The organism is Kribbella rubisoli (assembly GCF_004217145.1).
GTDB classification, from domain to species: Bacteria; Actinomycetota; Actinomycetes; order Propionibacteriales; family Kribbellaceae; genus Kribbella; species Kribbella rubisoli.
Genome location: NZ_SHKR01000011.1, coordinates 1,692,379 through 1,716,868, shown reverse-complemented (window position 1 = coordinate 1,716,868; position 24,490 = coordinate 1,692,379). Strand labels below are relative to the sequence as shown.

Sequence of the window (24,490 nt, the reverse complement as noted above, 5' to 3'; positions counted from 1 at the left end):
CCACGCTCAGCGCCGACCGGGTTCCGCGATTGTGATGGGCTGCAGATCCGGCACCTACTTGATCCGCTGCAGGGTCCCGTCTGCGGACACGGCGATGACCGTGGTCACGCCGTCGACCTTCAGGTTGACCAGCATCCGCGAGCCCTGCTGCGAAGTGGAGTAGCTGACGACCGCATTGGTCCGGGTCGGCGCGATGACCGAGAGGATCTTCGCGCTGTTCCCGGACCGGTTGAACTTCACCACCGGCGCCGCCACCCGCTTGTCGATCGTCTTGTAGTGCCACCCCTGGATCGGATCCTGTGAACCGGAGACGACCTCGATCGGCGTCGTCTGCTGCTGGAACGGGATCTGCAGCAGCGTCGTCTTCACCCGGTCGCCCGGCTTGGCGGCCACCGCGCGGTCGTTGCCGCTGACAACTACCTTCTGATCCGACGGCAGGTGCCAGAGCGTAGAGTAATCCTCATCCGAAGAAGACGTCCCGCGGTCCAGCACGACCATCAGATCGGGATCCTTCAGCACTAGTACGTCGCGCGTCCGATCGATCCCGGCCCCCGGCGAGTCCTGCAACTCGTAGAACTCCGACGTCGCGCCGATCGACGACCGCGTCAGGCGAGTCTCCGGGTGCCCGGTCGCCGACTTCACCGTCAGCTCGTTGTGCGCGAACTGGCTCTTCGCCCAGAACCGCCAGTCGTCGATCTTGTACCCGGCATGCCCGCCGTCGATCAGGATGTCGCGCCCGTGCGACGTGTACGTGATCGACGTGTGGTCGTTGTGCCCGTGCAGCTTCTGCGACGGCCCGAACCGGATGCTGTACGTCGACTCCTGCGTGAACGGCCGCTTCTCGCCCCACCCGGTGCGCCCGAAGATGTACCCGGCGTCGAAGATCCCGACCCGCTGCGTCGGCCGGATCCCCTGCTGGCCGTGCGTCCCGGCGTACTCGAGAACGGTCCCGGGAACGGGCACCGTGCGCACGACCTCCGAGTCGCCCAGTTGCGGCAGGTTCCCGAGCGAGTTGGTCGCGAGTGCGAGCCATTTCGCGAGCTCCCGGCGGCGCGCGATGATCGTCGTACCGGGATCGACCCCGCACTTGCGCAGTACGTCGATGGCCCGTCCCCAGAGCGCGTAGTTGAACTGCGCGTACGCCGTCGACTGCTCATTCGTGGACCCCTGCGTATCGATGGAGGTCTTGATCGCACTCGTCAGCCGATCGGACGCGATCTTCTTGAGGTCGTTGCGCTGCAGCGTGCACCCGATGCCGAACAGCGCGAGGCTCTCATCGGTGCCGTGGTTCCAGTCGCCGCTGTAGTTCTTCTGCAGGAACCACGCGTGCTCCATCAGCGCATCGTCCAGCCAGGTGTAGGTCAGCGGCAGCTTCACCACATGCAACCCGGACAGCACCGCCTGCCGCAGACAGATCAGCACGTTGGTGCGGTGCATGGTCGACTCGTACGCGCCGACGTCGGACTTCCACGAGTACGGGTTGTCGTTGACCCAGTCGCGCGCGATGTTGCTGACCCGTTGCAGGGCGCGCTTGTCGCCCTTCGCGCCGGCATTGATTCCTTGCCCCAGCCAACGAAGCGAGTGCAGCCACATGTACCAGCTCGGGTTCTTGTCCGGGTTGATCCGCCAGTTGATGTTCCCCTTGCCGTCGCCCACCTTCGTCGGCGGCGTCGTACCCCAGGTGAACTCGTCCTGGTAGAGGTTCGCGACCGGGTTCGTGTGGTCGATCCCGCTGTACGCCGGGCAGGCGTAGGTGTTCTGCTTCGCCGGGGTCGGCGGTGCTGTCGGCGGTTCGGGAGTGTGGCTCACGGTCGGGTCCGGGGCCGCCTCCGGCTCGGAGCCGCCCCACGGGATCACCAGTACGGCGGCCAGGACGGCGGCGCTCACGAGCAGCGGGATCATGAGTCGGAGCGTCGTTCTGGTCGTGCGCAGATGTCTGGCGGGCATCGTTGGTCCTCCCCACATGCTTCACGCATGACTCTTCTGGCCTAGACCTGAATTCGGGTAGGGCGGTCCCCGGGAAAGTGGTCAGGATGGTGTTTGCTGCTACGTCGCGGTTGTACTCGAGAAACGTTCGGCGGACCATCAAAGGTTGCTGTCGGCATCGGATGTGCTGCCGGTCACGCTCCGGTCAGTTGCGTCGCCATCGGTTCCCCCCGAGGTTCAGATTTGTTCCTCTGCCATATAGATGTTTTGAGGCGGCAAAAGGTTGCATCGGATCGGCCACTCCGGTTGGCCGTTGCCCGGAAGGGCAGCGTCAGCCGCGCCGGATCGCCTGCAGAATCAGGGCATTCCGCGCGTTCTGGCCGGCGGGCACAGTGGTGTGCCGGCCGTCGCGCAGCTCGGTGTGGATGCGTTCGGGTCGTGCTGCAAGGAACTCCGCCCACGGCACGATCCGCAGGTTCGCATGATCCGATAACGCCTGCTCCAGTTGCAGGTTGATCCATTCGCTGTTGCGCTGATCGGCGACCTGCACCGAGGTCGGCTCATCGGTGCGCGAGACCTGCACGTTCACCCAGTACACGGTTCGGCTCGGCCCGGCGATCCGGAGCGCTCGCTCGACCTGTGCGGCGAACGCGGGCGGATCGAAGATGTCGTTCGACCCGACCGCCATCACGATCCGCTTCGGCAGGCCGTACGCCCGAGCCCACGAAGCCATCGCGTCGACAGCGGCCGAGGTCGGCTGGCCGGACCAGCTGTACTCCGCGAACGTCGTACCCAACTGCTGTCCGAGGAGCCGGCCCAGCGCTTCGCCGTCCTGTACGGCGATGCTGTCGCCGAACAGCACCACGCCGTTCGTCGAGACGACGTGGCGGACGTGGGCGCCGCTGGAGATGACCCGGTTGTTCCCCTGCCAGGAACCGAGCGTGCCGGATCCGTAGCTTCCTGTGCTGATGGCGGACGTGGTCGTCTTCGCGTGTGCGGCCGGAGCGTCGAAATGCAGGAGCGCCAGGAGGAACGCGGTCAGAACCACGATGATCGCGGCCGACGCCGACCAACTCCGGATACGTGACATGGCTCGTCCTTCCCGTACTGCGGACGCGCAGGGAGGTCGAGCGGTTGTCCTAGCGGCCGGCTTTGATCGCCTCGGCGATCAGCTCGTTGCGGGCGCTGCCGCCGAGCGGCTCGCTGGTGTGTACGCCGTCGCGCAGGTACGGCGTGGGCCCGTCCGGCCGCGACGTGAGGAACGTCGACCAGTCGATGATCCGCAGGTTCGGGTACTTGAGCGCAGCGTGGTAGAGCTCGTCGTTGACCCATGCGCTGTTCGCGAGATCGGCATCTCGTACGGCGGGCGGCTGCTTGGTGCGGCTGACGTACACGTTCACCCAGTACACCGTCCGGTCCGGCCCGGCGAGCTTCATCGCGCGCTCCACCTGTGCGGCGAACGCGGGCGGGTCGAAGATGTCGTTCGTACCGACGGCCATCACGATCCGCCGGGGCAGACCGTAGTCACGCGACCACTCCTCGAGTGCATCGACCGCCGCCGAGGTGGGTTGACCGGACCAGTCGTGGAAGGCGATCGAGTCGCCGGTGCTGTCGGCCAGTCGACGTTCGAGCGCCGCGCTGTCCTGTACGGCGATGCTGTCGCCGAACAGGACGATGCCGTCGAAGGTGAGTACGTCGCGGATCTGGTCCTCGGGGGAGATCCGCCGGATCAGGTCCTGCCAGGAGCCGAGCGTGCCCGATCCGTACAGGCCGGGGCCTTTCGTCGGCACGCTGTACGAACCGGTGCCGTCGGCGGTGGTGTCTGCGTCGGTGGTCCGCGGCTCGAGTACGACGAGCGCGCCGGCGAGCACCGCGAGTACCACCAACGTGACGAAGATCGAGGCGACTGATCCCAGGAATGCCCGGAGGGTCGATACGCGCTCGTGCTGCGGGTGGACGCGGACCTGTTTCAGCGTGCCGACACCCCCCAGCGTGAGTCGTCTGCGCGCCGCGACATGACGCGGCGCGCCCCGAACCTGGTGCATCCCCCCGGCCCCCCACTTACTAAACGCTCCAGCCCGCCCGTTTGGTTGCATCGAGCGGTCAGTGCTTCAGCGTGTACCCCTCACCCGTCAGACGAGCCCGCAGGTCCTTGACCTCGTCCCGTCGCGTCCCCCGCTGCCGAGGTTCCCCCTCCTCGGCAGCTTTCTTCTTCTTCCGCCACCACCACTTCACCCCCCAAGCATCCCCGAAGACCCGACCCACGCATAGGGTTTTCGGCCATGCCGGATCAGCCGACGCGTTCCGCTTCGCTGCGTTCGACGCAGAATTCGTTGCCTTCCGGGTCTCGCATCGTGACCCAGCCGCGGCCGTCGGGTGCCCGGTGGTCTTCGTGGATCGTGCCGCCGAGGGACAGGATGCGCTCGACCTCTTCGTTGCGGGTGCGCTCGGTCGGACCCCAGTCGAGGTGCACCCGGTTCTTGACCGTCTTGCCTTCCGGTACTGCGATGAAAAGCAGCGCGGGAACCGGTGTGGGCGCCACCAGCAGCACCTCGTCGTCGCCCGGTACGTCGCCGTCGGCGAGCGGCCAGCCGGTCACGGTACTCCAGAATTGGGCCAGCTCGTAGGGGTTGGCCGCATCGATGGTGATATGTCGAACGATCATCCCGAGACCTTAACCGGACGGGTGGGTTCGAGGTGTCGCGGACTGTCGGCGGCCGGGTTTACTGTGCGGGCATAGGCGCCGTACCAGAGGGTTCGGCCTGTTGGGGGAAGGAACGATCGATGGCATCCCGGCTCAATCCGTACATTCAGTTCAAGAGCGAAGCGCGTCCGGCGATGGAGTTCTACCAGGGGGTATTCGGCGGCGAGGTCGCCAAGAACACCTTCAAGGAGTTCGGCTCGGGCCACGGCCCGCAGGACGACGACCTGCTGATGCACGCCCAGCTCGAGACCCCGAGCGGGTTCACGCTGATGGCGGCCGACACCCCGCAGGGCATGCCGTACAACCCGGGCGACAACATCTCGATCAGCCTCAGCGGCGACGGCGACGAGCTGCGCGGGTACTACGAGAAGCTGTCCGCCGACGGCGGCAAGGTGACGGTCCCGCTGGAGAAGCAGATGTGGGGCGACGAGTTCGGCATGGTGACCGACAAGTTCGGCATCAGTTGGATGGTCAACATCGCCGCGAGCTGACTTCGCCGTACGCGCGCCTCGCCCGGGGCGAAATCCAGTACCCCGGGCCGGGCGGGCACGGCTAGCTTGGCCTGCATGGGACTCAACGACCTGCTGTACGACCCCATTCGGCACAACAACTGGGCGACCGGGAGCCTGACCAGGTTCTGCCTGGACCAGAAACTCACGGCCGAGCAGCTGGAGATCACCGGCGTCGGCACGTACGGCGGCATTCTCGCGACCCTCGACCACATCGTCCGGTGCGACGGCAGCTACCTGCGCCGGATCGTGGACCGGCCGCTCGACTATGTCGACAGCGACACCGCGACCGATCTCGAGACCATCGAGGGCTGGAACGCCGACGCCGGCGCGCTGTGGGAGGTGTTCCTGACCCAGCCGATCGACGTCGAACGCGTGATCATCGTCGACAACAACACCCGCGGTACCCGGGTCGGCATCTTCATCGCCCAGGCGATCAACCACGCCAACCACCACCGCGAACAGGTCTGCGCCATCCTCACCGGCCTCGGCATCGAGCCGCCGGACATCCAGGCGTGGGAGTACGCCTGGGAGTCCGAGCGGATCTGGGACCTGCCTGCCGGCGGGGTTACTGGCTGATCGCGGCTGCCATCAGGCCCGGCTCGTAGGAGCCGCCGAGCTGGTTGAATGTCACGGCCATCCGGTTGGTGGCGTTGATCATCGCGATCAGCGTCACCAGCGCGATCAGCTGGTTCTCGTCGTAGTACTTCGCAGCCCGGGCCCACGTCTCGTCGGAGACACCCTCGGACGCGTCAGCCAGCCGGGTCGCCTCCTCGGTGAGCGCCAGCGCGGCCTGCTCCTCCTCGGTGAAGACCGTCGAGTGCCTCCACCCGGCGACCAGGTTCAGGCGGGTCGCGGTCTCACCCTCCGCCGCGGCCTCCTTGGAGTGGATGTCGATGCAGTGCCCGCAGCCGTTGATCTGGCTGGCGCGCAGCATCACCAGGTTCTGCGTCGCGTGCGGCAGCGCCGTCTGCTGCAACAGTCCGTGTACTGCGAACAGCCGCTTGGCCAGCTTGGCGCCGAACTCGCTCTGCATCACGTCGATACGGGGTTCCATCGTCGTCGTCCTTACTCGTGAGATCTACTGGATGACCACGAGATGCCGCCGGCGGGTGTGCCGTGACGGTCCCGGAACGTGACGAGCGCCATACCGGCCGTCGTGTCACAGAAGTCCGACGGCCGGCATCTATTGGGCGACACCCGCGCGGACAAGGAGTCCAGCCATGACCGGTACCGACAAAGCCACTGAGGCTTTCGTTGCCCATCGCAACCTCCTGTTCACGGTCGCGTACGAGCTCCTCGGCTCGGCCGCGGACGCCGAGGACGTCCTCCAGGAGACCTGGCTGCGCTGGGTCGGCGTCGACCTCGACACGGTCCTGGACCACCGCGCGTACCTGGTCCGCATCGCCAGCCGCCAGGCCCTCCAACGCCTCCGCACCCTGGGTCGCCGCAAGGAGTCGTACGTCGGCCCGTGGCTGCCCGAGCCGCTGCTCACCGCGCCCGACGTGGCCGAGGACGTGGAACTCGCCGACAGCGTCTCGATGGCAATGCTCCTGGTCCTCGAGACCCTCAAGCCCACCGAACGCGCCGTCTTCGTCCTCCGTGAAGTCTTCGGCCTCGAGTACGACGAGATCGCCGAGGCCGTCGACAAGAAGCCGGACGCCGTCCGCCAGATAGCCCACCGAGCCCGCTCCCACGTAGCCGCCCGGCGTCCCCGGGGCGTCGTCTCGGCCGACCAGACGCGCGACGCCCTCGCCGCGTTTCAGCGCGCCGTGAACACCGGGGATCTCCAAGGCTTGGTCGACATCCTCGCCCCCGACGTAGTCTTCCTGGGCGACGGCGGCGGCGTCGTACAGGCCCTCCCACGTCCGGTGGTGGGCGCCGACAAGGTGGCCCGCCTCCTGGCCATGGCCATCACCCGCCTGGCCAACGCCTCCCTGGAAGTAACCCACATCAATGGCCAACCCGCCCTGATCCTCCGGTTCGGCGAGGAGGTCGACACGGTCACCGTCCTCCACGTCGACAACGGGCTGATCGCCGGGATGTACTCCGTCCGGAACCCGGCGAAGCTCTCCCACCTGGCGGAAGAAATCACCCTCACCCGCGGTACTGCGTAGGACTTGATGAGCGTGAGTAGGTCTGCGTTGATCACGTCCGCGTGGGTGGTGGGCATCCCGTGCGGGTAGCCGGGGTACGTCTTGAGCGTGCCGCTCGCCACGAGTTCGGCTGACCGCGGCGCGGCGGTGGCCGGGTTCACGACCTGGCCGTCCTCGCCGTGCAGGACCAGCACCGGCACGCTGATCTTCTTTACGAACAACGCCACAACCGCAGCCCCACCGCAACCTGCCGCCACCTAGAACAACCCAACGCCCCACAAGAAGATGTAGACGCCCGCGCGACACCTTCGGCTGGTCCCTACCCCGCTCCGACGACTGGCTCCTGAACCGCGTAACCGCCGCAGTCCTACGCCCACCCCGGCAGCCGGCCGGCCGTCGTGGTGCTCGGGCCACACTTACGCCGTCACCAGCTCACCATCCACAGCCGGGCTGGGCGCGGTAAGTTCGCTCAATGGGAGTTGCCGATCAGCGACGTCTGTCACCACTTGAGCGCGCCCTACTGACGTTGAGGGCCGTGTGCTGAGTGCCGAGGGCGAAGACATCGGTGGCCTCCTGCTGTTCGGCAGTCGAGTGAACCCGTCTCGCTACCAGCGGTCCCTCGGGCATCCCCCGGAGAAGCGATGACTCTTCCACCATTGATCCTCACGGGTGGGCCCGCGGTGGGAAAAAGCGTGACAGCGCGTGCCCTGGCGGAAGGTCGTCCACGGTGTGCGTTCATCGATGTGGATGACGTACGCCAGCTCGTCGTCACCGGCGCCGCCGCTCCGTGGAAGGGAAGGGAAGGCCGGCAACAGCAAAGGCTCGGTGTGACGAACGCCTGCAGCCTGGCTCGCAATTTCCTGGCCACGGGCGTTGAAGTCGTCGTCGCAGACGTGCTCACGCCAGAGACCTGCGACTTGTACAGACGAGAGCTTCCCGGGTGGCTGATCGTGCACATGACGGTCGACCTGCCAGAGGCGATGCGGCGTGCGGCGTCCCGCAAGGTCTGGCTGACCGACGATGAGTTCCGGCTGCTGCACGAGGCGGACGCGGCAAACCCTCCGGACGCCGACCACCGAATCCAGGTAGACGCACTCGACTTGCAGAACCAGATCGAGTTGGTGGCATACCTGTGGGAAGCACCTCGGCGGGGGTGATCTTTGTGGCTGTGGATAACCGGATCGCCTTTAAAACAAGGGAATTCTGGTTTGAGAACTGTCGGTGGGTGTGTCTATCGTTGTGGGCATGGAACTTCTGGGTGAGCGGCCGATCTGGTCGATGAGCGACAGCGAGCTGCTGCCGACCATCGACCAGGTGGAGGCTGCGGTCACTCGGTTGTTGACCTACCGTTTGCTGCTGATCGCGCGTGTCGACGAGGTCGGTCTGGCTCCGGAGCTCGGTGCCCGCGACACCGCTGAGTTGCTTGCCATGCGCCACCGCATCGACCGCCGTGACGCGCATCGCGACGTCAAGCTGTCTGGCAGTTTGGCGAAGTACGAGGCGGTGTCGACGGCCCTCGCCGATGAGACTCGGCCGCTGCGTCCGGCCCAGGCGAGCGCGATCGTCACGGCGCTGGAGCGCGTCAGGTCCCGGGTCGCGGTGGAAGACCTCGAGGTGGCGGAGGAGCAGTTGGTCAACCTGGCCGCGCACCTGTCGCCAGGCGACCTTGCCAAGGCCGCACGCCAGATCTGTGACTTGCTGGACTCCGACGGTCCCGAGCCCGACGAGAACGCCGCCTATGCCCGCGAATCGCTGACCCTGGTCGAGGCCGAGAACGGCGTGAAGTTTCGCGGCTACCTGGCGAACGAGAACGCCGAGCTGCTCCGATCCCGCATCCACGCCGCCGCCCGCCCCCACAAGACCCTAGACGGCGAACTCGACCCGCGCTCCCGCGAAAAGCGCCAAGCCGACGCCCTCACCGCCACCCTGACCGTCGCCGCCGCAGCCACCGAGACCGGCTACAAGCCACCCACGCCCGCTACCCACCCCACCAACGCCAACCCCGCCAGCCATCCCAACCCCGCACCCGCCAACTCCCGCACCGCGAACGCAAGCCCCGGTCCCCGTACCGCGGACGCGAGCCCCGGTTCCCGTGCCGCGGAGACGAGCCCCGGTTCGCGTGCCGGGGACGCGGGCAGCGATTCTGGGGCTGGGGAGGCGAGCCCCGGTTCCCGTGCCGGGGAAGCGGGCGACGGTTCGCGTGCCGGGGAAGCGAGCGGTGGTGCTCGTCCTGCGGATGTAGGCGCCGAGGAGATTTCGCTTGGTCGTCCGGCCGGCGACGGCGTAGTCGATGGTGTAGCCGGCGGCTCGGTGGTGGGTGGTGCGGGTTGCTGGGTGCCTGGGTTCGGCGCCAAGGCGAACATCACTGTCACGATCGATTTCGAAGACCTGAAGTCTGCCGCCGCCGACGCGACCGGCGAGCTCGTGTACGGCGACGGGTTGTCGGCTGCAGCGATCCGTCGCCTGGCGTGCGACGCGAAGATCATCCCGCTGGTGCTCGGCGTCAACTCCGAGCCTCTCGACGTCGGGCGGGCCGAACGCCTGGTGACCCGGGCGATGCGGCGCGCCCTGAACGTCCGCGACAAAGGCTGCGTGGTGTGCGGCGCTCCGCCGATCCACTGCGACGCCCATCATCTCCGATCATGGATCGACGGCGGCGAAACCGCGATCCACAACCTGGTACTCCTCTGCCGGGCACACCATCGCGCCCTCCACGACGGCCACTGGGTCATCACCATCACCAACGGACACGTCCAGGTATCCCGCCCCACCTGGGCCGACCCACCACCCCAACCAACACCACCCATCTCAATTCTCCTCGCGTCACCCACCCTGCGACCAGACACCCCTGCCCAGCCACCAGACGACCGCACCGCCGCAGCACCTGCCACGGGACCTGCCACGGGACCTGCCACGCGGAGGCGCCGTACCGAAGGGCGTTCAGGTCGGCGTGCCAGTCGCTGGTCGGCCGACGAAACGTTGATGCATGAAGCCGCCCATTTCGCGGTCTGGGGCGAGTCCGCGGCGACCGATGCCCCTGACAGCGTCGCGCGCACTCGAGAGACGCCATCGAACTCAAGCGATCCGATTCACCCGGATCCTTGGGCCGATACAGCACTCATCTAACGAGCCGCGTCCGTCGTGGGCCACATCAAGCGCCAACGTGCTGGCACGTTCGCTCCGCAGACGAGGAGGGTCCTGATCTGCTCGATGGGACCCGGAAGGGAGGCACCGGCGATGAGCCGAGGAGGAGGGAGCGTAGCGGTCCCGTCGAGGAGCAGAGCGACGGGAGTATCGGCTGCGTAGCGCGCGAGACTGACTCGTACGTCGGCGCGGGGGTGACGGCCGTACGTCGGCGGGCGGGGTTGAGCGCCCCACAGTTGCGCGTAGGGGTTGGCGGCTGTACGTCGGCGCGCGCGGGGGTGACCGCAGTACGTCGGCAGGCCGGGGTGAGCGCCGTACGTCGGGGCGCGGGGCTACTTCGGGAGGTCGGTGGATTCGGGGACGGGGGTGAGGGGGGTGCCGTCGGTTAGCCATTGGCGGATGTTGGAGACGACTAGGTTGGCCATGGCGGTGCGGGTGGGGATGGTGGCGGAGCCTACGTGCGGGAGGAGGACGGCGTTGGGGAGGGTCAGGAGGTCGGGGTGGACCTTTGGTTCGTGTTCGAAGACGTCGAGACCGGCGGAGAGGATCGTGTTGGTGCGGAGGGCGTCGACGAGGGCTTGTTCGTCGACGACTGTGCCGCGGGCGACGTTGATGAGGATGCCGTCGGGGCCCAGCGCTTTGAGGACTGAGGCGTCGACCAGGTGGTGGGTGTCGTCGCCGCCGGGGATGACGATCATCAGGATGTCCACGTCGGCGGCCATTTCGGTCAGCGACGAGTAGTACTGGTAGGAGACGTCCTTCGGGCGGCGGTTGTGGTAGGCAACGGAGACGCCGAAGGGCTGGACGCGGTCGGCGATGGCTTGGCCGATGCGGCCGAGGCCGAGGATGCCCATGCGGCGGCCGTGCAACGTTGCGGGGGTCAACGGGTACGGGCGGCCCGCGGCCCACTTACCTTCGCGGAGGTACTGCTCGGCGCGCCCCAGTTCGCGCACGGTCATCAGCAGCAGACCGAGCGCCGTGTCGGCAACCTCGTCGTCCAGAACGCCAGGCGTGTTCGTGACCACGACTCCACGCGCGGCGGCGGCGGTCGCGTCGATGCGGTCGTACCCGACGCCGAAGCTCGCGACCAGCCGTACGGCTGGGAGGTCGTCGAGGAAGGCGCCGTCGATCGTCGTACCACCGGTGGCGACGGCAACGATCTCGTCCCGGCGGGCCGCGAGTACGGCGTCCGGGTCGCTCTCCTCCCAGAGCCGGATCAGCTCGCAGTGGTCAGCGAGGCCCTCGGCGACGGCCGGGTGCATCGGGCCGGGCATCAGTACGACTGGCAGTCCCACGGCAGCTCCTCACGGATGTTCACCACTGCTTTCCCGGCCAACCCTATTTCCTATCGGCTGCGAGTACGACGATCGGGGGAGGAGGTCACCATGATCATCGACTGCGCGTACTACCGGGACGGACGCCGCCAGCACGTCGAGGCGATGTCGGTCGAGGAAGCTGCTGCCCACTGTCAGCAGGGCGGGTTCGTCTGGCTGGGCATGTTCGAGCCCACGGCCGAGGAACTCGCCCAAGCCAGAGAGAGTTTCGGCCTGCACGAGCTGGCCGTCGAGGACGCGCAGACCTTCCACCTCCGGCCCAAGGTCGAGCCGTACGCCGGTGAGGTCGAGCTGGTCATCCTCCGCACCGCCCGGTACGACGATGACCGCAAGGAAGTGGACTTCGGCGAGGTGAGCGTCTTCGTCGGGCCGTCGTTCGTGATCACCGTCCGTCAAGGTGTGGCCAGCGATCTGCACGGCGCTCGGATCCGACTCGAGCAGCGCCCTGAGCTGCTGGAGTGCGGCACGAGTTCAGTGCTGTGGGCGATCCTCGATCAGGTCGTCGACAGCTACGGGCCGGTCGTCGCCGAGCTCGAACGCGACATCGAGCGCGTCGAGCAGACGGTCTTTGCCGGCGCCGTCGCGCCGACCGAACAGATCTACTTCCTCCGCCGCGAGGTCACCGACTTCTACCGGGCCGTTCACCCGCTGCTCGCCGTACTCGCGACGATCGAGCGTGGCGCCCGCGACACCGCCCTCCTGCCGTACTTCCGCGACGTACACGATCACCTCGTCCTGGTGAACGAGGAGGTCGCCGCCCAACGGGACCTGCTCGCCACGGTCCTCGAGGCGAACATGGCGGTGATCGGCGTCGAGCAGACCAAGGTCAGCGTCCGGCAGAACGCGTCCATGGAACAGCTCACCAAGCTGGCCACGGTCTTCCTGCCGCTGACCTTCCTGACCGGGTTCTTCGGACAGAACTTCGGTTGGCTGGTCGACCACATCAACGCCGAGTGGGACTTCCTCGTGCTGGGCATCGGCGGGCTGGTGGTGCCGTGTATCGCGCTGGCGATGTGGTTCCGCCGCCAACGAACAGCCCGACGGCAAGCTGTCTGACGCATCAGATTCATTCGGTGTTCCGACGGCGAAACGAGGGTCGGGGGAGCAGGATCCATCCCCTCGGAGGTTGTGATGCGAAAGCTCCCCGCCCTCATCGTCGCGACGACTGTCCTCGCCGCGGTCGCCCTCCCACCCGCCTCGGCCGCTCGTCCGGCGACCCAGGCCCATACCAAACCGTTTGGTATGGCGGCGAACCCCGTCCATACCAAACCGTCTGGTACGACGGCTACGGCTACGGCTACGGCTGACGCCCCGGCTGCGGCTACGGCTGACGCTGCGGGTACGGCTGACGCCGTGGCTGCGGTCGTTGCTGAGCCGCCGACGTACGACGCCACCCCGCTGAAGTCGTACGCCGCGTTCGACGCGAATCAGGCGATCGCCGTCGACTCGAAGTACTTCTATGCGGTCAACAACCAGACGATCACCAAGCACGACCGTCGTACCGGTGAGCCGCTGCTGCAGTTCGCCGGCGACAAGGACGGCCCGATCATCCACATGGACAGCGGCATGGTCCTCGGCAACAAGCTGTACGCCGTCCACTCGAACTACTCCGACTGGCCGATGGAGAGCTCGATCGAGGTGTTCGACACGAAGACGATGCGCCACATCGACTCGTACTCGTTCGGCATCTACCGCGGCTCGCTCACCTGGCTCGACCGCCATGACGGTGCGTGGTGGGCCGGATTCGCCAACTACGACGACGTCTCCGACGAGACCGGCGAGCCGTACGGTCAGACGTACAACACCCAGATCGTGAAGCTCAACGACAAGTTCGAGCCGCTGGCGTCGTACACGATCCCGAAGCAGATCCTCGACCGCTTCAAGCCGATGTCGAACTCGGGCGGCTCGTGGGGTCCGGACGGTCGTCTCTGGCTGACCGGTCACGACCTCGGCGAGGCGTACGTGATGGAGCTGCCGACGGCAGGCTCGGAGCTGCGCTGGATCGCGACGGTCAACCTGCCGGACGTACAGGGCCAGGGCATCGCGTGGGATCGCTCGGACCCGCGGCACCCGACGTTCTGGGCGATCAGCCGGCCGAACCGGCTGGTGCACACGTTCTCGATGCCGATCAGCTCGATCAAGACCCCGACAGCCAAGGGCTGGTCGGTCCTCGGCCCGGGACAGTTCCGGAAGTAATCGCAGGAGGTAGCGGACGATCCCTGTCCGCTACCTCCGAAATGCTGGATGCATGACCAACACTGCAACGTTCCACGCGTACTTCGGCTACCGCGACGCGCCGGCCGCACTGCGCTGGCTGGAGAAGGCCTTCGGGTTCGAGACGACCATGGAGGTCCCGGACGACAAGGGCGGGATCATGCACGCCGAGATGCGGTACGGCGGCGTCGCGTTCACGCTCTTCACCGACGAGCCGGGGTACGACCGGCCGACCCGCAAGGGCGACACCGTCGGTCACGGGATGTACGTCGCGTTCGACACGCAGGACGAGGTCGACGCGGTGTACGCGACGGCGACCGCAGCCGGCGCGGAGTCGGTCTGGATGCCGGAGCTGTCGGAGTGGGGCAACTACCGCTGCCGCGTCGCGGACCCGGAGGAGTACGAGTGGACCTTCGGCACGCACCGCCCCGGTCAACCGGCCAACTGGTAGACCGCGCGGGTGGAACAGCCGTAACCGGAGACCAGAAGGTGTGAGCTGAGACCTGATATTTCAGGTCCCAGCCCACGGTTTCAGGTCTCCGGTTACGACTGCTGCCAGCCGCCTAGGTTCAGGTCGGTGATCGTGACCGGCTGGCCGGTCGCGAGGGACTGGTTGGCGGCGATGCCTACGGCAACGGCTCGTACGCCGTCGTTGACGTCGGCGGCGCGAGCGAGCGGGTCGTTGGTAGGTCCTACGAAGAGGTCGGTGTAGAGGAGACGGTCGCCGCCGCCGTGACCGCCTTCGCCGCGGGGGATCTCCACCTCGACCGCCGTGGCCCAGTGCTTCTGCAGGACCAGGCGCTCGCCGTTGGTGCGAACGTCACCGGCGATCACGCGATCGGACGGGTAGCTCGGGTCGATCTGGTCGTCGACGACCGCAGCGCGCTCGACGACTTCGAGCTCGGCGCGGCCGAGCGTGCCGTTGACCGAGACGCGATACCCCTCCCACGGCGAGTGGGCGTTGAGTGAGTAGCTCAGCCGCGCGCCGTTCGCGTACTCCGCGATCACGGACATGTTGTCCTCGATCGTGATCCCCGGACCGAACACGTCCTGGTCGCGCAGGTACCCGTCGTACTTCTCGCTCTCGTAGTACAACTGCCGGTTCGTGTCATCGTTGCGCAGGTCAAGCAACCACGGATCGTTGGCCGAACCATCGATCGTGCCGCGATCCGGTCGTTGCCCGAGGCCCCGAGCGGCGGCGTTCTCGTCGCCGTAGAAGGCCAGCCCGCCGGATGCGAACACCCGCGTCGGCGAGGACGCGATCCACCAGTTCACCAGGTCGAAGTGGTGCGACGCCTTGTGGACCAGCAGACCACCCGAGTTCAGCTTCTCGCGGTGCCAGCGGCGGAAGTAGTCCGCGCCGTGCCGCGTGTCGAGCACCCACTGGAACTCGACGCTCGTGACCTTGCCGATCTCGCCGTCCGCGATCACCTGACGGAGCGCGCTGTTCCGCGGCGAGTAGCGGTAGTTGAACGTGACGACGACGGACTTGCCCGACTCGTTCATCGCGTCGACGATCTGCCGCGTCCCCTCGGCGTTGATCGTCAGCGGCTTCTCCACGATCACGTCAGCGCCGGCGCGCAGCAGCTGCGACACGACCGATGCGTGCGTGTAGTCGGGGCTCGTCACCACGACCCGGTCCACGGACTGCTCCTTCACCATCCGCTCCAGGTCGTCAGCGCCGTACTGCGGGAGCTCCGGGCCGCCGAGCTCCGTGACGAGTCGCTGGTGGAACGCGAGCCGCCCGGGGTTCGGGTCGAGCAGGGCGACGAGCTCGGCTTCCTCGGGGTGTGCCTGGAACATCGCGCGGATATACGACTGCGCCCGCGATCCGGTCCCGGCGACGGCATAGCGTCTGGCCACGGCGGTCTCCTTCTACTCGTGTAGATGACACACGCTAGCAATCGCTTTCCGGCGCGGTCAACCGTCGTACCATCACTGCATGCCGAAGGAACCGGTCACGCGCAACGACGTGGCGGAGTACGCCCGGGTCAGCTCGGCCGTCGTCAGCTATGTCGTCAACGAGGGCCCACGCAAGGTCGCGCCCGAGACGCGCGAGCGGGTGCTGGAGGCGATCCGCGCGCTCGGGTACCGCCCGAATGCGACCGCGCGGGCGCTGAGGATGGGTACGACGCGGACGTTCGGGCTGATCACTCCGGACGGCGGGAATCCGCTGTTCGCGGAGCTGGCCAAGGCGATCGACCGGGAGGCGGCGTCCCGCGGGTACGTCGTACTGCAGACGAGCGCGGACGGCGATCCGGCCACCGAACGCGCCAAGATCGCGGAACTCCTCACGCGCCAGGTCAGCGGGCTGTTGCTGGTCGCGCCGCACGAAGACCCAGACCTGACCGACGCCGAGGTGCCGGCAATCGCAATAAACCGCGTGTTGCCGACGGTCAGCTCGGTCCGCCCCGCGTACCGCGAAGGCGCCCGACACGGCGTCGAGCACCTGTTGGAACACGGCCACCGGGTAATAGGCCTGGTCATCGGCGGCACCGGCCACCCAGAACGCGAACTCGGTTGGCAAGACGCCCTCGAGGCAGCCGGCCTGCAGCCTGGCCCAATCGCTCGCACCACCTTCAGCCGCGCAGGTGGCCGAGCCGCCGCCAACACTTTGCTCGAAGCAACAAACCGCCCCACCGCCATCTTTGCCAGCTCAGACCTCCAAGCTGTGGGGGTCCTCGCAGCACTCCACGAGGCCGGTCTGCGAGTCCCCGAAGACGTAGCCGTCGTCGCCTTCGACGGCACGGCGGAGACCGAGTACAGCTGGCCCCCGCTGACAGTCGTCCGCCAGCCCCTGGAACGCATGGCCCACGCGGCCGTCAGCCGATTGATCGACGGCGAAGAGGCCGTCGAGGCCATCACTTTCCCAACAGACCTGATCCTCCGCAGATCCTGCGGGTGTTAGAGGGTTCCGACGTCTTCGAAGATGAGGGCTGTGCGGGTGGCCAGTACTTCGGGGATGGCTTGGAGTTTTTCCAGGACCAGGCGGCGTAGGCCTTCGTTGTCGGCGGCTCGGACCAGCAGGATGGCGTCGAAGTCGCCGCCGACGAGGGCCATGTGTTTGATCTCGGGGATCGCCTGGAGCTGTTTGCGGAGGGTTCGCCAGGAGCTCTGGCGCAGACTGAGCGTGACGTACGCCGACGTCGCCAGCCCCAGCCGCAGCGGGTCGACGGTCACCGTGAAGCCGGTGATCACGCCGGTGTTCGTGAGGCGCTCGACCCGCGCGTAGGCGTTCGCCCGGGAGATGTGCACCTCGTCTGCCAGGGCCCGGATCGACAGCCGTCCGTCGCGTCCGAGGGCCTCGATGATCTGCCGATCGATCTCGTCGAGCGCGGGAGCGACGACAATCTGTCCAGGACCGGCCCGGTGGACCATCACCTCGTCGGACATTATGCGACCTCCCACGGCGACGACTCGGGCCAAACGTCTCTCAATTCTTCCAGCTATAGATCCACTTGGCCAGGAGGCAGGACGATGTGGCTACCGTCCGTCTCCTGCGCTGGAGGGTCCATGACCACCGTCGAGGAGCAATTGCTCCCCTCCGCGGAGCCCGTCTGTCTGATCGGTCAGAACGGTCTGCCGCACGAACACCCGTCGTACGAGCTGCCCACCAAGGAAGCTCTGCTCGACGGCTACACAGAGTTGATCCGCGGCCGCCGCTTCAACGACCAGGCGAGTGCGCTCGTCCGCCAGGGCCGGCTTGCGGTCTACCCGTCCTCGCACGGCCAGGAGGCCTGCCAGGTCGCGGCGACGATGGTCCTCAAAGAGGGGGACTGGCTGTTCCCGACGTACCGCGATTCGGTCTCGATCGTGAGCCGCGGCGTCGACCCGATCGAGACGTTGACGCTGCTCCGCGGCGACTGGCACTCGGGCTACGACCCGTACGCGCACAAGGTCGCGCCGCAGTCGACCCCGCTCGCAACGCAACTTCCGCATGCGGTCGGCGTCGCGCACGCCGCCCGGCTGAAGGGCGAGGACACGGTAGTGATGGCGCTCGTCGGTGACGGCGGTACGAGCGAGGGTGACTTCCACGAAGCGCTGAACTTCGCGGCCGTGTTCCACGCACCGGTCGTGTTCTTCGTCCAGAACAACGAGTACGCGATCTCCGTCCCGCTCGCCAAGCAGAGCGCTGCGCCGTCCCTTGCACACAAGGGCATCGGGTACGGCGTACCGGGCGAACGGGTCGACGGCAACGATCTCGCCGGCCTGCTCGCGGTCCTGCAGAACGCGGTGGACAAGGCTCGCAACGGCGAAGGACCGCAGCTGGTCGAGGCGCACACGTACCGCGTGCAGGCGCACACCAACGCCGACGACGCGACGCGGTACCGCCAGGACGACGAGGTCACGCCATGGCTGGACCGCGACCCGATCCAGCGGCTGACGACGTACCTCGAGCAGCAGGACTGGCTGGACGACCAAACCCGTGAGCGAGCAGAAGCCAAAGCTGTCGAGGTGGCCGGACAGTTGCGCGACGGACTGATGCCGGAGCCCGAGGTGGACCCGGCGGACCTGTTCAAGCACCTGTACGCCGAGGAGACCCAGCAACTGCGCGAGCAGGCGGCGTTCCTGCGCGACGAGCTGGCGCGAGAGGAGGCCTGACGCCATGACGCACACGAAGATCTCGATGGCGCAGGCGCTCAACCAGGCACTGCGGGACGCCATGCACGCGGACGACACGGTCGTGATGTTCGGCGAGGACGTCGGCGCGCTCGGCGGCGTCTTCCGGATCACCGACGGGCTGACTGCTGAGTTCGGCGAGAATCGTTGCTTCGACACCCCGTTGGCCGAGGCCGGCATCGTCGGCATGGCGGTCGGGATGGCGATGAACGGGATGCGCCCAGTGGTCGAGATGCAGTTCGACGCGTTCGGGTACCCGGCGTTCGAGCAGGTTGTCTCGCACGTCGCCAAGATGCGCAACCGGACCCGCGGACGCGTCCAGCTGCCGATGGTCATCCGGATCCCGTACGGCGGCGGTATCGGCGGCGTCGAACACCACAGCGACTCGTCGGAGAGCTACTTCGCGCACACGCCCGGGCTGACTGTGGTGACTCCGGCAACGGTCGCGGACGCCTACGGGTTGTTGCGCAAGGCAATCGAGTTTCCCGATCCCGTGGTGTTCATGGAGCCGAAGAAGCTCTACTGGGCAAAGGAAGAGGTCGACCTCGCCGAGGACCAGCCAGGTATCGGCAAGGCCGTCGTACGGCGAGAAGGTGCGGACGCGACGTTGATTGCCTATGGCCCCGCATTGCCGGTCGCGCTCGAAGCGGCCGAGGTTGCGGCGGCCGAAGGGCGTCAGCTGACCGTGGTGGATCTGCGTTCGGTGGTGCCGTTCGACGACGAGACGGTGTGCGCGGCGGTACGGCGTACCGGCCGGGCGGTCGTGGTCGCCGAGGCGAGCGGATTCGCGAGTGTGTCGTCCGAGATCGTTGCCCGGGTCACCGAGAAGTGCTTCCACTCACTGGCGGCTCCGGTACGGCGGGTGACCGCGTTCGACATCCCGTTCCCGCCACCGAAGCTGGAGAAGTACCAGCTGCCGAGCGTCGACCGGATCCTCGACGCGGTGGACGACCTGCAGTGGGAGGACTCGTGAACACGTTCCTTCTCCCCGACCTCGGTGAAGGGCTGACCGAGGCGGAGATCGTTCGCTGGCTGGTGAAGGTCGGTGACGTGGTCGTCGTCGACACGCCGGTCGCGGAGGTCGAGACGGCCAAGTCGATCGTCGAGCTGCCGTCGCCGTACGCCGGTGTGATCGAAGAGCTCCACGGCGAACCCGGTACGACGATCCCGGTCGGCAAGCCGCTCATCACGGTCGCTGATCCCGCGGGAGAGGCGTACCGCGAGGAAGAGCGCGCCGGCTCGGGGAACGTCCTGGTGGGCTACGGGACCAGCGAGATCCCTGGAGCGGGGCGTCGGCGGAGGCCGCGGTCGGCGGTTTCCGGAAACAGTCTGCCGCCTGCTGCGAAAAATGTTCCGCAGAGCGATGGCCCCGCGCAGCGCCGCGTGCCGTTGGTGATCTCGCCGCTGGTCCGGAGGTTGGCGCGGGACGCCGAGGTGGATCTGCGCGAGCTGGCCGGATCCGGTCCGGATGGGCTGATCGTCCGCCGCGACGTCGAGCTGGCGATCGCGCACCGGGTCCAGCCCGAGCACGCGCCGGCAGCGTCCCAGACTGCAGTCCAGCCTGCCCCACGGACAGGGCTCCCCGAGCTGCGTCGTACGCCGATGAGCGGCTTCCGCAAGGCCGTCGTCGCAACGCTCACCCGCAGCCGCGCCGAGATCCCCGAGGCCACCACCTGGGTCGACGTAGACGCGACCGCACTCATGGACCTCCGTGCATCGTTGCGCTCAGCAATAGATGCCGGACCGGGCTTGCTCGCCCTGATGGCGCGCTTCGTCGTCGCCGGCCTGCTCAAATACCCGGAGCTCAACGGGTACGTCGACACCGAGCGCGAGGAACTCGTGCAGTACGACGGCGTGAACCTCGGCCTCGCCGCGCAGACAGACCGCGGTCTCGTCGTACCGGCCGTCGCCAACGCGCACACCATGACCACCCGCGGGCTCGATGTCGAGATCCGAAGGCTGACCGAATCGGCACGGGACGGCAAGCTCACCCAGCAGGAGCTGACGTCCGGGACGTTCACGCTGAACAACTACGGCAGCTTCGGTGTCGACGGCAGCGCGGCGATCATCAACCATCCGCAGGTCGCGATTCTCGGCGTCGGCCGGATCATCGATCGCCCGTGGGTGGTGGACGGCGAGCTCGCCATCCGCAAACTCACCCAACTGTCCCTCGTCTTCGACCACCGCGTCTGCGACGGCGGCACAGCAGCCGCCTTCCTCCGCTTCGTCGCCGACGCCTTCGAGAACCCGGCCTCGGTCTTCGCAGATCTGTAGACACGTCCTACGGTGACGGCATGGCCAAAGCCCCGGCCGACAAGGTCGCCCTGTTCGATGCAAGGTACGACGCGGAGCTCAACGTCGCGCACGAGTCCTAGGAGAGTTGCCGCGGTCTCAGGCCGACCAGGATGACCCGGAGTCCGGAGGCGAAGCGGGCCTCCGGGCCGGACCGGCTGGTGCGGTTGAGGTAGGCGGCGAGGTGGCCGGCGTCGACGCCCATCCGGCCCGCCGACTCGGTGGCCCAGCGGGAGTCGTTCATGCCGCTGCGGCGTACGACGGAGAGCCAGGCCGCGTCGGTGACTGCGGAGCCGACCAAGTAGTGGAAGATCGCGGACACCGCGGCGTCCAGGTGCGTTCCCTTGAAGCCGGCCGCGTCCAGGACGGACTCGACCCGGTCGATGAGCGCGTTGTAGTTCGGCCCGAGTCCGCCGTGGGATGCGAGTAGCCGCGCCGCCCACGGGTGCTCCCACAGCGCGTCGTACGCCGCTTGGACGACGACCGTGACGTGGTCTCGCCAGTCGCCGCGCGCGGGCGGCGGTACGAGCGCGTCCGCGAAGATCTCGTCGACCACGAGCTCGAGCAGGTCGTCCTTGGTCGCGATCCGCCAGTACAGCGCCGACGTCGCGGCGGCCTCCAGTTCCGCCGCCATCATCCGCATCGAGAACTTGTCGAGGCCCTCGCGGTCCAGCACCCGGACCGCGGTCTTGACGATGTCGTCCCGGCTCAGCCGCGCCCGCGTCGGCTCCGGCTCGTCCCGCAGCCACACCGATCCCAGCGCCGATCGCCGATCCGCTTCTCGCACTAAAACAGTGTGTCACACACAAATACACCGTTTCACGCCACCCAGGTCGTGAGAGCCTGCGGGGATGAGCTCCACACACTTGGGTGTCTACAGCGACTGGATCGAGCACGCGATCGCGCCCGGCGTGCGGGAGTCCGCGCAGCCGGCTGCGGAGCAGGTTCGCGAGATCGTCCGGCGGATGGTGTCGACCGCCGGTGAGAACGACGGGCCCTCGGACGCACGTGTCGAGCGGCGCTGGACGGCCGATGGGCTGGTCGGCGAGGAGATCTCGTACTCCGTCGGCTTCGGTCCGCGGACTCGTGCGCGCGTGCTGAAGCCGGCGAACGCCACCGGCCCGCTGCCCGGCGTACTCGCTCTGCACGGTCACGACGGCTTCAAGTACTACGGCCGCGAGAAGATCGCCGACACCGACGAGGAGCCCGCAGCCGAAGTGCGGGCGCTGCGAGAGCAGTACTACGAGGGTCGCGCTTACGCCAACGACTTGGCGGCGCAGGGGTACGTCGTACTGGCGCCGGATACCTTCTGCTGGGGCAGCCGGCGGTTCCCGTTGACGGAGATGCCGTCGCAGATCCGGCAGGATGCGGTGGACGGAGATGCCGCCGCATACAACGCTGCGGCCGGCCGCCACGAGCACCTGGTCGAGAAGTACTGCACCCTGCTCGGTACGACGTTCGCCGCCGTCGTCGCGCGCGAGGACCGGATCGCCCTGGACTACCTGCGTGGCCGCGACGACACCACCGACCGGACCGCCAGCATCGGACTGTCCGGCGGCGGTTGCCGGTCTGCGTTGCTACGGGCAACGAGTAGCGACCTGACTGCTGCCGTCGTGATCGGGATGATGGGTACCTACAACTCGTTGCTCGACCAGAACGTCGTGTCGCACACCTGGATGCTGATGCCTCGCATGTTCCCGCCGCAGGTCGACTGGTCGGACGTCGCCGCCTGTCAGGCTCCGGCGCCGCTCCTGGTGCAGTACAACCGGCAGGACGAGCTGTTTCCGCTGGGCGGAGAAGAGGCGGCGCATGAGCGCATCGCGACGCACTACGCCGCCGCTGGGTCCTCAGCGTCGTACGTCGGTCAGTTCTTCGACGGGCCCCACAAGTTCGACCGGGCGATGCAGGCTGCCGCGTTCACCTGGCTGCGCGACGTCCTTGCGGTCCAGTAGGCCGGAGACGAGAGCGACGAGCAGGCCGGACACGGCGAGGGCAGCGCCGACCCAGTTGGGGGCGGTGTAGCCGAGACCGTGCTCGATGGTGAGTCCACCGAGGTACGCGCCGGCTGCGTTGCCCAGGTTGAACGCGGCGATGTTGGCCGCGGACGCCAGCGCCGGAGCGCCCTTAGCCTTGTCCATCACCCGCTTCTGCAGCGGAGCGACGGTGGCGAAGCCCGCTGCTCCGAAGAGCGCGATTGTCACGGCGGACGGGAGCTTGGCGTGGGCGGTGAACACGAAGGCGACCAGCACTGCGGCTAGTAGCGCCAGGATCAGGTAGAGACTCGGCATCAGTGACCGGTCTGCTGCCTTACCGCCCAGCAGGTTCCCGACGACGAGCCCAGCGCCGAACAGCATCAGCAGCCAGGTCACTGCGCCCGCAGAGAAGCCCGCGACGCCCGTCATCATCGGTGCGATGTAGGTGAAGGACGCGAACACTCCAGCGAAGCCCAGTGCGGTCATGGCCAGCGCCAGCCACACCTGCACGTTCTTGAACACAGCCAGCTCGGTCCGCAGCCCCGGCCCCTCAGCAGTTCCCTGTCGCGGTACCAAGAACACGATGCCGAGCAATCCGACCACGCCGAGGGCAGTGACGGCCCAGAACGTCGATCGCCAACCGAAGTGCTGTCCAAGAGCAGTCCCACCCGGTACGCCGAGCACGTTGGCCACGGTGAGTCCGGTGAACATCAGCGCGATCGCACTGGCCTGCTTAGCCTTCGGTACGAGCGAGGCGGCGACCACCGATCCGACGCCGAAGAACGCCCCGTGGGACAGCGCCGCGACGATCCGCCCGGTCATCAGAACGCCGTACGACGGAGCGAGCGCGGAGACCAGGTTGCCTGCGATGAACACGCCCATCAGCGCGATCAGGACGGTCTTCCGGGAGACCTTGGAGCCGATCGCGGTCAGCAGCGGTGCGCCGACGACCACGCCGAGCGCGTAGCCGGAGATCAGCAGGCCGGCCGACGGGATGCTGACGCCGAAGTCCGTCGCGACCTCCGGCAGCAGGCCCATGATGACGAACTCGGTAGTGCCGATCCCGAACGCACCGATTGCCAGGGCGAGCAGGGCTGCGGGCATGACTCGACTTCTCCCTCGAATGTAGTCTTATGACTGTTACCGGCGTGCGCGATAGTTGCACACGCGGGCTATTGCACAAGCGCTATGATTGCGCATGCAAGCGTGAAGTTCAAGTGGAGGTGTCGTGGGACTACCGGATGGCGCCGCGGAGGCGCGGGCGCAGGGGTGGCGCACCCTGGCGGCGCTGCATGCCCGGATCGAGGACGAGCTCGAGCGCGCGCTGCAGAAGCAGCACGGGCTGTCCGTCAGTGAGTACAGCGTGCTGGACGTGCTGGCGCGGCAGGACGACTACCACCTGCGGATGAACCAGCTGTCCAACGCTGTGGTGCTCAGCCAGTCCGCTACTACCCGCCTGGTGAACCGGTTGGAGGACCGCAAGCTGCTGGAGCGGTACCTGTGCCCGACGGACCGGCGTGGCATCTACACGGAGGTCACTGAGGCCGGCCGTGAGCTGCTGGACCAGGCGCAGCCGACCCACGACGCCGTACTGACGTCTGCACTGAAGAACGCCTCCGAGCTGCCCGAGCTCTCGCCGCTGGTCGACGCCCTCGGGAAGCTGTCGCTGGCGGTGTGA

25 protein-coding genes are annotated in these 24,490 nt (G+C 67.4%); 14 read left to right on the top strand and 11 right to left on the bottom strand.

The window, feature by feature from the left end; genetic code table 11:
• Positions 1–54: 54 nt before the first annotated feature.
• From EV645_RS11160 to EV645_RS41815, 5 genes are all read right to left on the bottom strand, one after another.
• Entirely contained in the window at positions 55–1,947 is a 1,893-nt protein-coding gene (locus EV645_RS11160) for a heparinase II/III domain-containing protein (protein WP_242000331.1), read from the bottom strand.
• 310 nt (positions 1,948–2,257) lie between these two features.
• Positions 2,258–3,016 carry an SGNH/GDSL hydrolase family protein gene (locus EV645_RS11155; RefSeq protein ID WP_242000330.1) on the bottom strand — a complete coding sequence of 253 codons (759 nt, stop codon included), beginning with the start codon at positions 3,014–3,016 and terminating at the stop codon, positions 2,258–2,260.
• Between the two features lie 49 nt (positions 3,017–3,065).
• Entirely contained in the window at positions 3,066–3,971 is a 906-nt protein-coding gene (locus tag EV645_RS11150) for an SGNH/GDSL hydrolase family protein (protein ID WP_242000329.1), read from the bottom strand.
• Between the two features lie 58 nt (positions 3,972–4,029).
• Complete coding sequence (locus EV645_RS43135) at positions 4,030–4,161, bottom strand: hypothetical protein (protein ID WP_277877005.1); 132 nt, start codon at positions 4,159–4,161, stop codon at positions 4,030–4,032.
• A gap of 55 nt (positions 4,162–4,216) precedes the next feature.
• Positions 4,217–4,591 (bottom strand): VOC family protein, encoded by a 375-nt coding sequence (locus EV645_RS41815; RefSeq protein ID WP_157997045.1) that lies wholly within the window; start codon positions 4,589–4,591, stop codon positions 4,217–4,219.
• A gap of 119 nt (positions 4,592–4,710) precedes the next feature.
• Between EV645_RS41815 and EV645_RS11140 the strand changes: the two genes are divergently transcribed.
• Complete coding sequence (locus EV645_RS11140) at positions 4,711–5,121, top strand: VOC family protein (RefSeq protein ID WP_130442343.1); 411 nt, start codon at positions 4,711–4,713, stop codon at positions 5,119–5,121.
• A 75-nt stretch (positions 5,122–5,196) separates the two neighbouring features.
• Positions 5,197–5,718: a DinB family protein gene (locus EV645_RS11135; RefSeq protein WP_130442341.1), complete on the top strand. Its 522-nt coding sequence runs from the start codon at positions 5,197–5,199 to the stop codon at positions 5,716–5,718.
• Here EV645_RS11135 and EV645_RS11130 read toward each other — a convergent pair.
• The gene (locus EV645_RS11130; RefSeq protein WP_130442339.1) at positions 5,708–6,196 is read right to left on the bottom strand and encodes a carboxymuconolactone decarboxylase family protein; all 489 of its coding nucleotides are present in this window, start codon (positions 6,194–6,196) and stop codon (positions 5,708–5,710) included. The genes EV645_RS11135 and EV645_RS11130 overlap by 11 nt on opposite strands.
• A 166-nt stretch (positions 6,197–6,362) precedes the next feature.
• Between EV645_RS11130 and EV645_RS11125 the strand changes: the two genes are divergently transcribed.
• From EV645_RS11125 to EV645_RS43130, 3 genes are all read left to right on the top strand, one after another.
• Positions 6,363–7,256 (top strand): RNA polymerase sigma-70 factor, encoded by an 894-nt coding sequence (locus tag EV645_RS11125; RefSeq protein ID WP_130442337.1) that lies wholly within the window; start codon positions 6,363–6,365, stop codon positions 7,254–7,256.
• A 671-nt stretch (positions 7,257–7,927) separates the two neighbouring features.
• On the top strand, positions 7,928–8,392 hold the full coding sequence (locus tag EV645_RS11120; protein WP_130442335.1) for a hypothetical protein: 465 nt from the start codon (positions 7,928–7,930) through the stop codon (positions 8,390–8,392).
• A gap of 88 nt (positions 8,393–8,480) precedes the next feature.
• Complete coding sequence (locus EV645_RS43130; protein WP_130442333.1) at positions 8,481–10,361, top strand: HNH endonuclease signature motif containing protein; 1,881 nt, start codon at positions 8,481–8,483, stop codon at positions 10,359–10,361.
• 350 nt (positions 10,362–10,711) lie between these two features.
• On the opposite strand, the gene EV645_RS11110 is transcribed toward EV645_RS43130, so the two are convergent.
• Positions 10,712–11,674, bottom strand: coding sequence for a 2-hydroxyacid dehydrogenase (locus EV645_RS11110; RefSeq protein ID WP_242000328.1), 963 nt, complete (start codon positions 11,672–11,674; stop codon positions 10,712–10,714).
• 90 nt (positions 11,675–11,764) lie between these two features.
• Here EV645_RS11110 and EV645_RS11105 point away from each other — a divergent pair, with 90 nt between their 5' ends.
• The 3 genes from EV645_RS11105 (at position 11,765) to EV645_RS11095 (ending at position 14,378) form a co-directional block, all read left to right on the top strand.
• A complete protein-coding gene (locus EV645_RS11105) occupies positions 11,765–12,769 on the top strand; it encodes a magnesium and cobalt transport protein CorA (RefSeq protein WP_130442331.1) in 1,005 nt (334 codons plus the stop codon).
• 75 nt (positions 12,770–12,844) lie between these two features.
• A complete protein-coding gene (locus EV645_RS11100; protein WP_157997044.1) occupies positions 12,845–13,909 on the top strand; it encodes a hypothetical protein in 1,065 nt (354 codons plus the stop codon).
• Between the two features lie 52 nt (positions 13,910–13,961).
• Positions 13,962–14,378, top strand: a complete 417-nt coding sequence (locus tag EV645_RS11095; protein WP_130442327.1) for a VOC family protein — start codon at positions 13,962–13,964, stop codon at positions 14,376–14,378.
• A gap of 92 nt (positions 14,379–14,470) precedes the next feature.
• Here EV645_RS11095 and EV645_RS11090 read toward each other — a convergent pair whose 3' ends face one another.
• Positions 14,471–15,790: a Gfo/Idh/MocA family protein gene (locus EV645_RS11090; protein ID WP_242000327.1), complete on the bottom strand. Its 1,320-nt coding sequence runs from the start codon at positions 15,788–15,790 to the stop codon at positions 14,471–14,473.
• A gap of 79 nt (positions 15,791–15,869) precedes the next feature.
• Here EV645_RS11090 and EV645_RS11085 point away from each other — a divergent pair, with 79 nt between their 5' ends.
• Entirely contained in the window at positions 15,870–16,835 is a 966-nt protein-coding gene (locus EV645_RS11085; RefSeq protein WP_130442325.1) for a LacI family DNA-binding transcriptional regulator, read from the top strand.
• Here EV645_RS11085 and EV645_RS11080 read toward each other — a convergent pair.
• On the bottom strand, positions 16,832–17,320 hold the full coding sequence (locus EV645_RS11080) for an Lrp/AsnC family transcriptional regulator (protein ID WP_130387870.1): 489 nt from the start codon (positions 17,318–17,320) through the stop codon (positions 16,832–16,834). The two genes, EV645_RS11085 and EV645_RS11080, sit on opposite strands and share 4 nt — an antisense overlap.
• Before the next feature lie 120 nt (positions 17,321–17,440).
• Here EV645_RS11080 and EV645_RS11075 point away from each other — a divergent pair, with 120 nt between their 5' ends.
• The 3 genes from EV645_RS11075 to EV645_RS11065 are packed head-to-tail and all read left to right on the top strand — an operon-like array spanning position 17,441 to position 20,821.
• Positions 17,441–18,529 carry a thiamine pyrophosphate-dependent dehydrogenase E1 component subunit alpha gene (locus EV645_RS11075; RefSeq protein WP_130442323.1) on the top strand — a complete coding sequence of 363 codons (1,089 nt, stop codon included), beginning with the start codon at positions 17,441–17,443 and terminating at the stop codon, positions 18,527–18,529.
• Positions 18,530–18,533: 4 nt separating this feature from the next.
• A complete protein-coding gene (locus EV645_RS11070) occupies positions 18,534–19,520 on the top strand; it encodes an alpha-ketoacid dehydrogenase subunit beta (RefSeq protein ID WP_130442321.1) in 987 nt (328 codons plus the stop codon).
• On the top strand, positions 19,517–20,821 hold the full coding sequence (locus tag EV645_RS11065; RefSeq protein WP_130442319.1) for a dihydrolipoamide acetyltransferase family protein: 1,305 nt from the start codon (positions 19,517–19,519) through the stop codon (positions 20,819–20,821). The genes EV645_RS11070 and EV645_RS11065 overlap by 4 nt, the downstream gene beginning before the upstream one ends.
• A gap of 97 nt (positions 20,822–20,918) precedes the next feature.
• Here EV645_RS11065 and EV645_RS11060 read toward each other — a convergent pair whose 3' ends face one another.
• Complete coding sequence (locus tag EV645_RS11060; RefSeq protein WP_130442317.1) at positions 20,919–21,626, bottom strand: TetR/AcrR family transcriptional regulator; 708 nt, start codon at positions 21,624–21,626, stop codon at positions 20,919–20,921.
• A gap of 64 nt (positions 21,627–21,690) precedes the next feature.
• On the opposite strand from EV645_RS11060, the gene EV645_RS11055 reads away from it, so the two are divergent.
• Positions 21,691–22,791: a dienelactone hydrolase family protein gene (locus tag EV645_RS11055; protein ID WP_130442315.1), complete on the top strand. Its 1,101-nt coding sequence runs from the start codon at positions 21,691–21,693 to the stop codon at positions 22,789–22,791.
• Here EV645_RS11055 and EV645_RS11050 read toward each other — a convergent pair.
• Positions 22,687–23,916, bottom strand: coding sequence for an MFS transporter (locus tag EV645_RS11050; protein ID WP_130442313.1), 1,230 nt, complete (start codon positions 23,914–23,916; stop codon positions 22,687–22,689). The genes EV645_RS11055 and EV645_RS11050 overlap by 105 nt on opposite strands.
• A gap of 124 nt (positions 23,917–24,040) precedes the next feature.
• On the opposite strand from EV645_RS11050, the gene EV645_RS11045 reads away from it, so the two are divergent.
• Entirely contained in the window at positions 24,041–24,490 is a 450-nt protein-coding gene (locus EV645_RS11045) for a MarR family winged helix-turn-helix transcriptional regulator (RefSeq protein WP_130442311.1), read from the top strand.